The organism is Nostoc sp. NMS2 (assembly GCF_017115105.1).
Classification (GTDB): Bacteria; Cyanobacteriota; Cyanobacteriia; order Cyanobacteriales; family Nostocaceae; genus Nostoc.
This window is the reverse complement of record NZ_JABXKH010000156.1, coordinates 32,483-45,577: the sequence shown is the minus strand read 5'-3', so window position 1 is coordinate 45,577 and position 13,095 is coordinate 32,483. Positions and strand designations below refer to the sequence as shown.

Sequence of the window (13,095 nt, the reverse complement as noted above, 5' to 3'; positions counted from 1 at the left end):
GTCTAAAAATATTTCAACTGGATTTGGATATTAGTGTTTGGGCCTGCCACTAAAAATGCTGCTTCGCTAAATTTGGGCGCACCTGTGCGAATTTCTGGATTTCTGGAAAATCCAAAGCCTTCTTTTGGTATACCAAAAACATTACTGTTGAGAATGCGGTCATTATTTTGATCGTGGAAGACAGCAACGGCGTAACTACCTGCTTTTAAGTTCTCAAAGGTAATGGGTAAGGGAGTGTCAGTAATCTTGGTACACTGCTTTTGTAAGCCGCGATCGCGATCGCTAGGAAATCCTTCACTACTAGCAAATATACTGACACAGACTTCTCCTTCTTTATTCTTTAAGCCATCAATTTCTAGGGTGAGTTTGCCGTTAAAATTTGCCTTGGCACTCAATGACCATGCCAGATTTCCTACAACTGCTAATAGCAGCATACCAACTCTCAATTTTATAACCATAAAATTTTCGCACCAACTTGCTTAATAAAGCATCAATTCAGACAGAAAGCGGGGAAAGTACGAGGTATAAAACCCTCTACTTTTCCCCGACTATTTTGCAGCTAAAAGCGTGATTGTTCGCTCTATTTGCGATCGATGGGGCTAACTCCAGGAGTATTAATGCGATTTTTGTCTTCTTCTTCAATAAATTGCTCGATCGCATAAACATCAGGCCATACTGACGCGCCGTGTTCGTAAGCATCGATTCCAATGCGATCGGCTTCGGGATCGACACGTAGTCGTCCCAGTGCTTTTAGACCACTAAACATCAAAAAGCTAAAGGCGACGGTAAAAACTGCGATCGCTACTACGCCCAAAAGTTGTATACCTAACAAATCAAAGCCGCCGCCTAAAAACAACCCTGCCTTTTTGTTAAGGGTCAATTCTGCTTGACCTAAGAAGCCAACAGAGAGAGTACCCATCATCCCATTCATCCCGTGTACGGCAAATGCTCCTACCGGGTCATCAATGTGGAGCGACTCAATCAAATCAACTCCCAAAGTAACCAAAATACCACCCGTTAACCCAATCAAAACTGAAGCCCAAGGTGCAACATAAGCGCAAGGAGCAGTAATTGCCACTAATCCTGCTAGTGAACCATTGAGACAATAAACTAAATCCCATTTACCTGTACGAGTATATTGGAAAATTATCGCTGAGAGTGCGGCTGCACCTGCGGCTAAGGTGGTATTGACTGTCACCAAACCAATCAACCCCGTATTACCTGTACTGAGGGTTGAACCAGGGTTAAACCCGTACCAGCCAAACCACAGAATCATTGTTCCTAGAGTTGCTAGCCCTAAATTGTGTGCTGGTGGTAGAGTTCCCCAAGCTGGACGACCAGGACGGGGGCCAAGTAAATATGCACCTACCAGTGCTGTCCAGCCACCAACACTGTGGACAACAGAACTACCAGCAAAGTCGTGATAACTCAATTTGGCTAACCATCCCCCGGAGTTCCATACCCAGTGAACGATAAGTGGGTAACTAATAGCCCCCATAATGGCGCTATAAATTAAGTCACCAACAAAGTCGGTTCTTCCAGCCATTGAACCAGTGGTGATTGTACTGGCCGTAGCAGCAAAAGCAAACTGGAAGAAAAACAAGGCATAAGTATTGATGGCGGCTGTAGAACCCGGCGCACCCAATGGATAACTACCATCAGCACCAGGTAGCTGACTCAGGAAAAAGGTATCTATGCCAACTAACCCGCCAGCACTTGTACCAAAAGCAATCCCAAAGCCTATTCCCCACCACACTAAGATGGTTACAGCAGCATCAATAAAGTTTTCTAGTAAGGCGTTAACTACACCTCTTTGGCGAATCAAACCTGCTTCTAACATGGCAAAGCCGGTTTGCATGAAGAATACTAAAAACCCGGTGATTAATACCCAGGTAGTATCAATAGAAATTTGCAGTTTCGTTGTAGTTTCAGATAAAGACTGAATAGTTGGAGGATCTGCCGCTTGTACAATTGTGGGGGCAAAAACTGCAAACACCATTGAACCGATTGCTAGCGCCAGTAGACGTTGCCAGGGTCGAATGTGCTTATTCATTGGTTATTTTTTCCTACGGAGAAAGTGGTAATTTCTGTTTGTAATAGACTTAGCAAAATCAATTAATTTAATTAGACCGACCAAATAAAGCTTTAGCCAAGGTAGGCTTTCGGGAGATAATTATCTCATTGTCTGTGCAGTTATTTGTTTTCCTTGGAACACACTTTGTCTAATATCAAAAACTCTGATTGAGAAACAACATAAATATTCCTTCCCAAAAATTCCAACACTACTTCTTGTTTCACCTTTGTAAATTTATGCCTAAGCGGATAAATTTGATTGATTGTCTATTTACTCAAACCAAAAAAACTGTATCTTAGAATACTTTTTTTTGATTATGTTTATGAGAAATAGCTCCTGATGCAATAAATAAAGCAATCGTATCCTTTATAGCTAAGTATTTCCCGATGTCAGCATAGGACAATCTTGAATGTTATTAATTTTTTATACAAAAAGTTAATTATTTGTTACTTTAAAGCTGCGTTGAAGAGCGGCAATTCTCCTTTAGGGATTTCCAACAAATAAATTATCCAATCTTGTAGGGCGGGCATCTTGCCCGCCTTATGTTTAGGGCGAGCAAGATGTCATTGATGTCAACTTAACGTGAAACCCTCGCAATGGCGTTATATCAAGCCTACTCAATTACCAATTAAGTCTTCGGAACCCCACCCCGCTTTTGTCTAGCGACAAAATCTCCCCTCCCCGTGAACGGGGAGGGGATTAAGGGGAGCCAGTGCGGGAACAGGGGTCTCCCCCGCCGCAGGATGCGCGTAAAGCCTTCTCTACGAGACGCTGCGCGAACGGCATAGCTTCGCTTAACGCAAAGCGTCTCCAAGAGTTGCGCTGTAGTAGAGCATCTGGCGTGTGGGGTAAAATGACTGTGGAATGAGCTTTCTGACTTAAGTTGACACCAATGGCTTTTCGGCCCACCCCACAGGAAATTAACTGACTGTAATTTATCTTATGCGATGAAAAATGTATTAAAAGTAACGCAGATTTCCAAGATATATCCTGAGACAACAGATTGTCGAGCTATATACATTAGGACTTACGCAACGCAAAGCTGCTACTCTATGAGTTATTCAACGGAGTACCCGCAGGCTATTGCCCCTACCTGGGAATAAGAGTTTTGACTATTGTTTGCCTAAATCCTATATATTACAGAAGAGTTATCACTCAGGTAAACTCACAGGCGATCGCTATACAGCGTTTTTCAAGTAATTTAAATACACCACTCCCCATTCGCCGTCTCACCTGAGTTAAACAGAATCTTAGTCCCAAACAAGGCTAACAAAGCTAATTTCCTTAAAGAAACAGGGTTTAGAGTACCTGTAATATGGGAGACTTGGCAATATTCCCTATAAATCAGATTCAAGATGATTAACACAATTTCGGATATCGCAGTCAAGACTATCAACGGTGAGGAGAAGCAATTAAACAACTACACCGGGAAGGTACTCTTAATTGTGAATGTAGCTTCCTACTGCGGTTATACTTCTCAATACGAGGGACTAGAAAAGTTGAACCAAAAGTATGGGGAAGCAGGATTACGTATTTTGGGGTTCCCCTGTAACGATTTTGGAGCGCAGGAACCAGGAAGTAATGAAGAAATTGTGCAGTTCTGCACTAGTAAATATAGTGTTACCTTTGAACTATTTGATAAAGTCCATGCCAAAGGTTCACAGCAGCATCCACTTTATGAGCGACTTACCAAAGCTGTTGAGCCAACGGGAACTGTTGCTTGGAACTTTGAAAAATTTTTAGTTAATAAAAAAGGTGAAGTCATAGCTAGATTTAATAGTAGTATCCAGCCAAATTCACCAGAGTTAATTGCCATAATTGAGAAAGAATTAGCAAAATAGTCATTGGTCATTGGTCATTCGGTTGTACTATTGGTATTGATTTTTGGCTCTGGGCTGTTAAATTTATTTCCGTCCAGTTTCTTAGTTAAGAATATTGTCTCAATAAGTAGTTTATTTTATTTGTGTCAATTTGTCATGAACGTTGCAATCATTGGTTGTGGTTATGTTGGTTATCAAGTTGCTCAATATTGGCAGCAAGAAATGAATTTTGTTGTCAGTACAACCACAACTTCTCCTGAGCGTGTCCCTGCACTAAAATCAGTATCCCAAAGAGTTTTCGTTACCTACGGGAATGACCTAGATAGTCTAAAATCAGTTTTGCACAATCAAGATGTTGTACTCTTGAGCGTTGGTGCAAAAGGTGGCGAAGTTTATGAAGAAACTTATCTCCAAACTGCTCAACATTTAGTTTCATCTTTACAGCAAATTCCGAGTGTAAAACAATTAATATATACAGGAAGCTATGCAGTATATGGTGACAGAAATGGTGTATGGGTAGATGAGGAAACACCACTTGCACCAGCTAATTTAAATGCCCAAATTCTCCGAAAAACAGAAGATATTTTGCTATCAGCATCTAGCGAAAATCTCCGCGTTTGTATCTTCCGCTTGGGAGGAATTTATGGCCCTGGTAGGGAACTGTTAAAAATATTTAGCAGATATGCTGGTACAAACCGTCCTGGCGGTGAGGATATCACCAATTGGATTCATCTAGATGATATTGTTGGTGCGATAGAATTTGCCCGTAACCGTCGTTTACAAGGGATTTATAATCTGGTAGATGATGCACATCTCACCAGCCGAGACTTGCTAGATAGTCTATTTGAAAAACATCATTTACCCAAAGTTATATGGGATACTTCTGTCAAAAGTACCCGCCCATATAATGCTTGGGTATCGAATGAAAAGCTGAAAGAAGCTGGATATCAGTTAATTCATCCACAGATGATTTTTTAGCAAGTATTAAAACTAGGAATTATGCAACCATCTGCTGTAACTAACACAACTAATTTGACAGCATCTCCTAGCCAGTTTTACACTTGGCAGAATTATCGTTGCGCCTACGAAATTCATCAACCAACTAACATAACATCTGAGGGGATTCCCTTACTGTTAATTCATCCTATTGGTGTCGGATTGTCGCGGCAGTTTTGGCAGCGATTTTGTCATGAATGGTATAATTCAGGTCAGCGTAATTCAATTTACAACCCTGATTTACTAGGATGTGGCGAAAGTGATATGCCTCATCTGGCTTATACTCCTAGTGATTGGGCAGAACAGTTGCAGTACTTTTTACAAACAGTCGTACAGAAACCTGTTATTGTAGTAGTACAAGGTGCTTTATTACCAGTTGCGATTGCATTAGTTCAAAAGGAACCAAACTTAATTTCCAGGCTTGTACTTTCTGGGCCTCCAACTTGGGCTTTGATGACAAATAAACCACCAGAATGGCAGCAAAAATTTCTTTGGAATGTGTTAGATTCCCCTTTTGGGATTCCTTTTTATCGCTATGCACGCACTCCTAAGTTTTTACGTTCTTTCTCGACTCGCCAACTCTTCGCTTCTGAGAGTGCTGTAGATGCAGAGTGGTTAAATACATTAGTTGCAGGTGCAGCAAATCCTGCTAGTCGCCATGCAGTGTTTTCTTTTTTAGCAGGGTTTTGGCGACAGGATTATACTAATTTTATTGCCTCGATTCAGCAACCAACATTAGCGGTTGTGGGGGAAACTGCATCGAGTATTAGCCAAGACAATAGAAAAGAAACGCCAGACGAGCGTTTGGCTAACTACCTCGCCTGTTTGCCTCAAAGTCGAGGTATAAAAATAAATGGGCGTAACGTTTTGCCTTATGAATCCACTGCTGAATTTGTAGCAGCGATCGCACCATTCATCAATGAAGCCTTTTAACTGATTGATAATTACATTATACTAGTCTTCCCATGCTAGGTTATGACTGGAATTGATTACTTCAGGAAACAAGAACATGGTAACGAATCGTCGAGGACAAAGAGTTCCTAATGTCACTTTTCATACTCGCAAGGACAACCAGTGGGCGGATGTGACAACCGATGAATTATTTGCTAATAAGACAGTGGTTGTCTTCTCCTTACCAGGTGCTTATACTCCGACTTGTTCATCCACTCATCTCCCTGGTTATAACGAGTTGGCTGGGATTTTCAAAGAAAATGGTGTCGATGACATTATCTGTATTTCTGTCAACGATACCTTTGTTATGAACGAATGGGCAAAGGATCAAGAAGCAGAAAATGTTACACTAATTCCCGATGGCAATGGTGAATTTACTGAAGGCATGGGAATGCTAGTAGATAAATCAGACTTGGGTTTTGGTAAGCGATCGTGGCGCTATTCTATGCTGGTAAGAGATGGTGTCATTAACCAAATGTTTATTGAGCCAGACGAGCCAGGAGATCCCTTTAAGGTATCCGATGCTGAAACAATGCTCAGATACATCAACCCCCAAGCAGTGAAGCCCGAATTAGTTTCTCTGTTTGCGAAAGTGGGTTGTCCCTTCTGTGCGCGTGCTAAAGCCATGCTCAAAGAACACGGCATTAACTACGAAGAAATTACTTTGGGTAAGGATGTCACCACACGCTCGTTACAAGCCGTTACAGGAGCGACAACAGTTCCCCAAGTATTTATCGATGGTAAATTAATTGGTGGTTCTGAGGCATTAGAAGCCTACTTCGCTGCTAAATAGTTTTCACTAGGGGCGTACAGATGCCATTGGTGTCAACTTAAATTCAAACGCTTATCCCACAGTCATTTTACCCCACACGCCAGATGCTCCCCTTAATCTCCTCCCCGTGAACGGGGCCACGGTGTACACACATCTTTCTAGAAAACCAAAATCGTTGAAGATCCCCCTGAATCCATGCCACCCGCTCATGGGGGAAACCACGCCAGATGCTCCACTTGGGGAGACCCCAAGACCGCAGTGGCTCCCCTTAAAAAGGGGGACTTTGACTCCGGTTCTCCCTTTTTTAAGGGGGGTTAGGGGGGATCAAAAGCCTGTGGCGCAACTCTAGCAGACTTGTGTGTACACCATAGGTGAACGGGGAGGGGAGATTTTGTCGTTAGACAAAAGCGGGGTGGGGTTCCGAAGACTTAATTGGTAATTGAGTCGGCTTGATATAACGTGCATTGCCAGGATTTCACGTTAAGTTGACACCAATGGCAGGATGCTTGCCCTAATTTATTTCTTGGAAGTCCCTGGAGGTTTCCTAGCCATGATGTAATGCCCTCATCCCCCAACCCTTCTCCCAGATATGGGATTCGGGGAGCTAGATTCAAAGTCCCTCTCCCATATCTGGGAGAGGGATTTAGGGTGAGGGCGAAAACTACGGTTCTCAACTTAGATGTTCTGAGATTACATCTGAATAGTGGCTTCTCACTTAAGTTGACAGCAATGACAGCCAGCTATGCTACCCTACTCGATTCATGGCCGTCTATCAGAGGTAGCAGAACCAAAGGATGAATGTCATCATTAGATGATGTACTTTTGGGTATTTAAGTCAAGCAGGCGAAATATTTATTAATATTATTAATAGGCAGTGTGGATTCAACGTCAGGAGTTGGAAAAAATTCTTAATGGCAGGTATTTCGCATTAATCATCAAATTTCTCAACAACGGGACATAAGCTCATGAAAGACCAAAAACCATCAAACTCTAAGCAATTCGTCGGAAATCTCAAGAATGGGATTTGGCTGTTTGGACTGTCATCCTGGGTATTTGGCATTACCGATCGCAGTATTGCATCATTTGCGGATGGCTATCTATCGGCTTTAGATTTGACGCAACTATTCACGGCGGCTACATTCTTTGTGGCGTGGCTATTTTTGAAACCGACATCCAGAGTTTAAGATTGGCGACTGGTTGAGTATCGAGTCACTCTTAACACTAGTTCTGTCAAATTGGTATTGAGCGTAGTCGAAGTATTGGTCATTAGTAAGGACTTTAAGCCTGTTTGCGTTTCGTAACATAATTTGGTTTATTTCTACCAACTTACTTAGATTGTATCTTTTTCCTTTTGAAGTCAAAGTTCTCGCTTTTTGATTTGGGTGTATCTAAAAAAATTTTCTAATTTTCCGGAATTGATTATGCTCAGATGGTAGTCTCTATCAGACAAGCGATTTATACTGAAACTCTATAACGAAACTTCGGGGTATATAACCCCATAATAAAAGCCCGGTCATTAAGACCGGGCTTTTATTGACACTTAGGAGTTAGGAATTGTTCTTAACTCCTAACTACTAATTAAATTAGGCAAAAGCAGCAGTTGTTACATCGTTATTCGATAGAATTTCTTGCAACTCTTCAGCATCTACCGTTTCTTTCTCAACCAACATTTGGGCGATTTGATCTAAAATGTGGCGGTTGCCTAATAACACTTCTTTAGCGCGTGTATAGGCTACATCCACAAGTTTGCGGACTTCTTCATCAATGGCGGCGGCGGTTTCTTCAGAGAAATCACGCTCTGACATGATATCCCGTCCCAGGAACATGTTACCTTGTTGACGACCAAGGGCAACAGGGCCTAAGCGATCGCTCATCCCAAATCGGGTAATCATCTGACGCGCAACCCGTGCTACTTGTTGGAGGTCATTAGAAGCACCAGTGGTAACTTCTTCTTCACCAAAGATTAATTCTTCAGCAATTCGACCACCCAAAGCCACAGCCATCTGATTTTCCAGATAAGCGCGGCTGTACAAACCAGTGTCCATCCGGTCTTCGCTGGGGGTAAACCAAGTTAAACCACCTGCACGACCGCGAGGAATGATGCTAATCTTCTGCACCGGATCGTAATCTGGCATTAAAGCACCAACTAAGGCGTGACCAGCTTCATGATATGCCACCAAGGTTTTGCGCTTCTCGCTCATTACCCGGTCTTTCTTTTCTGGCCCGGCTAATACGCGATCGATCGCATCGTTGATTTCATCCATCGAAATCTCAGTCAAATTCCGGCGTGCTGCCAGAATTGCGGCTTCATTCAACAGGTTGGATAAATCTGCGCCAGTAAATCCAGGGGTACGACGGGCGATTTTATCCAAGTCCACATCTTTCGCCAAGGTTTTGCCACGGGCGTGTACCTTGAGAATTTCGCTACGTCCGGCATAGTCGGGACGGTCTACCACTACTTGACGGTCAAAACGACCAGGACGCAATAGGGCTGCATCTAGGACATCAGGACGGTTGGTAGCAGCAATAATGATGATGCCTGTATTACCTTCAAAGCCGTCCATTTCGGTGAGCAACTGGTTGAGAGTTTGTTCTCGCTCATCGTTACCACCACCTAAACCGGCACCCCGTTGACGACCTACTGCGTCAATTTCATCGATGAAGACGATACAAGGAGCATTGGTCTTAGCTTGTTCAAATAAATCGCGGACGCGGGATGCACCCACACCTACGAACATTTCCACAAATTCCGAACCGGAGATTGAGAAGAATGGTACACCTGCTTCACCAGCTACAGCACGAGCTAGGAGGGTTTTACCAGTACCAGGAGGTCCAACTAACAACACACCTTTAGGAATTTTTGCACCAACGGCGGTAAAGCGATCGGCGTTTTTCAGGAAGTCTACGACTTCGTTTAATTCCAATTTGGCTTGGTCAATACCAGCTACATCGCCAAATGTCACCTGAGTTTGTGGTTCCATTTGCACTCTGGCTTTGGATTTGCCAAAGTTCATCGCTTGGCTACCTGGGCCACTTTGAGCGCGACGTAGCAAGAAGAATAAGCCAACTAAAAGCAATACAGGGAAAAATAAGCTGCTTAGTGCCTTAAACCAAAATCCTTCGTCGGTTTGGGGCAAAACAGAAATATCAACGCCTTTTGAAGTCAGAGTATTGATTAAATCTGGATCGTTGACTAAGGTAACAATCCGTTTAGCTGGGTCATATTTGGGTGTAACCAGTGCTGTAGAACGGTCTGCACTCAAACTGACTTTTTCTACTCTGCCTTGTTGAACTTCTTGAATAAAGCGACTGTATCGCCATGTCTCTCTGCTTTGGGGTTGTTTGTCAAAAAATGCTGTTCCCAGCGCAATGACGACAATAAACAGCAGCGCGTACAGCCCTGCATTTCTCCATCTTTTATTCACTAAGGTCTATCCTCCTGTATGTTTCGCGCCATCGCTTACCGTCTCTGCTCGGAAAGGTCATTATTAAGAATTATGTTAACTTATCTTAAGTGTAACAAAGTGGCGTAGCTATCGTGCTACAAAAAGCTCCCTAATTTGCTGAAAGCTAGGGTGGTAGGGATTATATTGTAGCGACCCTGAAGGCTGATTAACGGTATGAATGGGAATAATTTCTACGACACTATTAGTGTAGGCGATCGCTTCAAATCTCTGGAATAGCTTCACCGTCCAAGGTTCTTCCTGCACAGGCTGCTGGTGGTCTTGTAACCAGTTTAAAAGTTGCGATCGCACAATTCCCGGCAATATTCCTGCTGTCAAAGGCGGCGTGTACCAGCTGCGATCGCACCATCCCCAAAGGTTGCCTGTACTTGTTTCTAGCCAATTTCCTTGAGCATCAACTAATATTGCTTCTTGAGCATCTAAGCTAGTTTTTGCCAACCAAGCACTCAAATAGTTTCCAGTTTTATGAGAGGGGAGAGAGCGATAAAATTCCCATCTAGCGACGGCGCATATTATACCATTGTTTTGTTTTTCTGTCAAATCTTGTGGCAAAAATCTACCTGTTATCCACTCTCGTCCATCGGGAAAAAGGGTAATTCTGAGAACGGGGAAGTGTGCGAGGAGAATTTGAGCGCCTTGACGTAGACGGTTCCAGTCTGGTTGCTGCCAACCAAAAGTTTGGATTGAGAAAAGTAAGCGATCGCAATGTGCTTGCCAATTAGTTAAATTACTATTTAGCGAGTTCTCATAAACCCGCAACGTTGTAAAAATAGTCGCCCCATAAAGCAAACCCGAATCGTTAATGTTTAATTCTATGGTTTGGGAATTAATTAATTTGCCATCATACCAAAAAATATTATTTGTCACAACTAGATTGCTTGTATCTACAACTCCATTGAAAAGTGATGACTTGTAATGCTCATGCGTTCCATGAGATAAAACCTGTGAGCTGCAAATCGTTGAACACCAGAATCAAGACTGAGGTGTTCACACCCATGATTTCTTGCATATTCAATGAGCCATTGAAATAATTGTTTACCATAACCTTGCGATCGCTTCAGTTCATCAACAATTAAGTCATCAATGTACAAAAACTTTCCCGATGCTAAACACGTATAAATGCGAAACCCAGCTACTGCAACAGCTTGCTCCTCTAGTTCCAAGAATGCAAGTTGATATCCTTCTTTCATTTGATATCGAACTTGTTCGATAAACTTAGCTTCTTCAAGGTGAGGGCGCAATTGGAAAATAATAGGAAAACACCCTAATATTTGAAAGTCAAACTCTGCCAATTTTATTAACATCAGTATTACCTTACTCAATCGACTTCTTGGATGAATTAAAAGCCCTCACCCTAAATCCCTCTCCCAAGTTTGGGAGAGGGACTTTGAATTGGCTCCCCTTCTCCCAATATTGGGAGAAGGGGTTGGGGGATGAGGGAAAATTTTGCATTTGTACAAGACGTCTAATCATGCTTGAGGAATTTTAAAACAATTGGGTGCATATAATTCTCTACTGCACTTGTAGCAACCCGCGAACAATAATAATTTAATCTTTAGGAGGAAATATAATTTTATGAGTACCTTCAGAAGTTGTAATTACTTTTCCTCCCAAAGCTTCAATTTTCCTAACTGCTCGTTTTCGAGTTCTATCATCAACTTGATTATTTAAAATTATTGCCCAGGTAGCAATCTGAGCATATTTGCTGTTAGGATTTCGACTCAAAAATTCCGCAGTTTTTTGGGAAGTATAAGCTATAAGCTGACTTTCTGCATCTGAAAAATTACCAGCCCAGTTTGCCGCCATTGCGAAAGACTTTTGGGCAGCTTTAGCATTGCCTAAAAATAATAACTCATCAACTCCTTTGTAACGCCATACGTAATAAGACTTTTCGGGGACAAAAGGAGATAGTGATTTTAAGCCTTTCTCTGATAGTGCGATCGTGCGTTCTGGCATGGCAGCATATAATGAAGTACTGATAGAAAGACTCCGATACGCCGCTAAAAATCGCGGATCGCGTTCTAAAATTACTTCAAAATATTCTGGACTTAAACTGTAACCTGTTTTATCCCGAACTTCATCATCTCCAAAGTACTGTAAGAAATTGAGATATACTAAATCTGCAATTAAATTGTCATAACCAAAACTAGGCATTTTTTGAAGGAAATTCAGACGGAGATGTTCTGATTTTATTTCTTTTTCCAGAGTCTCTAAAGAGGCAGATTGTTTGCTATCTATTAGTGTTTGCAATTGAGGGAATTGAATTAAGCCAATTCCTAAAATAGACACACAAATTATAAAAGGTGTAGCAATGGCTTTACGCTGCAATAACATATTTTTCTTGTCTTATCAGGCAGAAGCAACTCATTGTATATAATATACTTCTTGTAAAATTACTCAGCTATATAGTCACAAGAGAGCATCCATTAAGCAAGCTACTATAGCAGTCTATCTTTACCTCAAGAGAAACCGAAAACAGGTAGAACCGCAAACTAAGTATTATAGCGGTTCCCAGTTGAGTGAGGTACAAAAACCACATCCTATTAGTATCTTCTGTACAGACATTAGTTTCTGACATCACAGCCTTAGAGTAAATACGATGGTTGTAGATAGGATTAATGCTTCAAAGTTTAATGCTTGGGAGGCATATCAAGAAATTTATTCCATACACGATCCAGACTACTTTGAGGCAAAAGTTGCCAAAAACCATCTTATCCTTTAAACTACAAATCTTTTCCTTTAAGTCACAACTGCGGCCGCATTATCCTTTAAGTGACACTAAAATCCTCGCTTATGCTTCCAAACCCTGACAAATTTTGGGTCTGGTTACCTGGCTATTGATATTACCCCAGAGGGTACTATTTATAGGAGGTAAACAGCAGTATAGTACTTTGATAGTTTGAAAAGACAAAATATCGTTTGGCGGGATTCAGAATACATCATTCAATCGTGATGTGCTTTCAAGATTTGTTTACAATACCCTAAATGAAGCTTTAGCAGCCGTGCCAGGTGGCTATA

The 13,095-nt window shown here is 41.9% G+C and carries 11 protein-coding genes; 5 read left to right on the top strand and 6 right to left on the bottom strand.

The features are described from left to right. Positions 1-2: 2 nt before the first annotated feature. Entirely contained in the window at positions 3-458 is a 456-nt protein-coding gene (locus HWQ36_RS28020) for a DUF2141 domain-containing protein (protein WP_292708917.1), read from the bottom strand. A 122-nt stretch (positions 459-580) separates the two neighbouring features. Beyond that, positions 581-2,053, bottom strand: coding sequence for an ammonium transporter (locus HWQ36_RS28015; protein WP_292708915.1), 1,473 nt, complete (start codon positions 2,051-2,053; stop codon positions 581-583). 1,376 nt (positions 2,054-3,429) lie between these two features. Here HWQ36_RS28015 and HWQ36_RS28010 point away from each other — a divergent pair. From HWQ36_RS28010 to HWQ36_RS27990, 5 genes are all read left to right on the top strand, one after another. Beyond that, positions 3,430-3,915, top strand: coding sequence for a glutathione peroxidase (locus HWQ36_RS28010; RefSeq protein WP_292708913.1), 486 nt, complete (start codon positions 3,430-3,432; stop codon positions 3,913-3,915). A 135-nt stretch (positions 3,916-4,050) separates the two neighbouring features. Next, positions 4,051-4,872, top strand: coding sequence for an SDR family oxidoreductase (locus HWQ36_RS28005; RefSeq protein ID WP_292708911.1), 822 nt, complete (start codon positions 4,051-4,053; stop codon positions 4,870-4,872). 21 nt (positions 4,873-4,893) lie between these two features. Then, positions 4,894-5,823 (top strand): alpha/beta hydrolase, encoded by a 930-nt coding sequence (locus HWQ36_RS28000; protein WP_292708909.1) that lies wholly within the window; start codon positions 4,894-4,896, stop codon positions 5,821-5,823. A gap of 76 nt (positions 5,824-5,899) precedes the next feature. Continuing rightward, a complete protein-coding gene (locus HWQ36_RS27995) occupies positions 5,900-6,634 on the top strand; it encodes a redoxin family protein (protein ID WP_292708907.1) in 735 nt (244 codons plus the stop codon). A 944-nt stretch (positions 6,635-7,578) separates the two neighbouring features. Then, positions 7,579-7,797 (top strand): hypothetical protein, encoded by a 219-nt coding sequence (locus HWQ36_RS27990; protein WP_292708905.1) that lies wholly within the window; start codon positions 7,579-7,581, stop codon positions 7,795-7,797. A gap of 399 nt (positions 7,798-8,196) precedes the next feature. On the opposite strand, the gene ftsH3 is transcribed toward HWQ36_RS27990, so the two are convergent. From ftsH3 to HWQ36_RS27970, 4 genes are all read right to left on the bottom strand, one after another. Further along, the gene (gene ftsH3, locus HWQ36_RS27985) at positions 8,197-10,038 is read right to left on the bottom strand and encodes an ATP-dependent zinc metalloprotease FtsH3 (protein ID WP_292708903.1); all 1,842 of its coding nucleotides are present in this window, start codon (positions 10,036-10,038) and stop codon (positions 8,197-8,199) included. A 108-nt stretch (positions 10,039-10,146) separates the two neighbouring features. After that, on the bottom strand, positions 10,147-10,944 hold the full coding sequence (locus HWQ36_RS27980) for an aminotransferase class IV (protein ID WP_292708902.1): 798 nt from the start codon (positions 10,942-10,944) through the stop codon (positions 10,147-10,149). A gap of 17 nt (positions 10,945-10,961) precedes the next feature. Further along, positions 10,962-11,381: a GNAT family N-acetyltransferase gene (locus HWQ36_RS27975; protein WP_292708900.1), complete on the bottom strand. Its 420-nt coding sequence runs from the start codon at positions 11,379-11,381 to the stop codon at positions 10,962-10,964. A gap of 244 nt (positions 11,382-11,625) precedes the next feature. Further along, a complete protein-coding gene (locus tag HWQ36_RS27970; protein WP_292708898.1) occupies positions 11,626-12,411 on the bottom strand; it encodes a hypothetical protein in 786 nt (261 codons plus the stop codon). Positions 12,412-13,095: the final 684 nt, after the last annotated feature.

Excerpts from the sequence above, each read along its gene's own strand:
- HWQ36_RS28020 (WP_292708917.1), bottom strand. The coding sequence starts at position 458 with ATGGTTATAAAATTGAGAGTTGGTATGCTGCTATTAGCAGTTGTAGGA.
- HWQ36_RS28015 (WP_292708915.1), bottom strand. The coding sequence starts at position 2,053 with ATGAATAAGCACATTCGACCCTGGCAACGTCTACTGGCGCTAGCAATC.
- HWQ36_RS28010 (WP_292708913.1), top strand. The coding sequence starts at position 3,430 with ATGATTAACACAATTTCGGATATCGCAGTCAAGACTATCAACGGTGAG.
- HWQ36_RS28005 (WP_292708911.1), top strand. The coding sequence starts at position 4,051 with ATGAACGTTGCAATCATTGGTTGTGGTTATGTTGGTTATCAAGTTGCT.
- HWQ36_RS28000 (WP_292708909.1), top strand. The coding sequence starts at position 4,894 with ATGCAACCATCTGCTGTAACTAACACAACTAATTTGACAGCATCTCCT.
- HWQ36_RS27995 (WP_292708907.1), top strand. The coding sequence starts at position 5,900 with ATGGTAACGAATCGTCGAGGACAAAGAGTTCCTAATGTCACTTTTCAT.
- HWQ36_RS27990 (WP_292708905.1), top strand. The coding sequence starts at position 7,579 with ATGAAAGACCAAAAACCATCAAACTCTAAGCAATTCGTCGGAAATCTC.
- HWQ36_RS27975 (WP_292708900.1), bottom strand. The coding sequence starts at position 11,381 with ATGTTAATAAAATTGGCAGAGTTTGACTTTCAAATATTAGGGTGTTTT.
- HWQ36_RS27970 (WP_292708898.1), bottom strand. The coding sequence starts at position 12,411 with ATGTTATTGCAGCGTAAAGCCATTGCTACACCTTTTATAATTTGTGTG.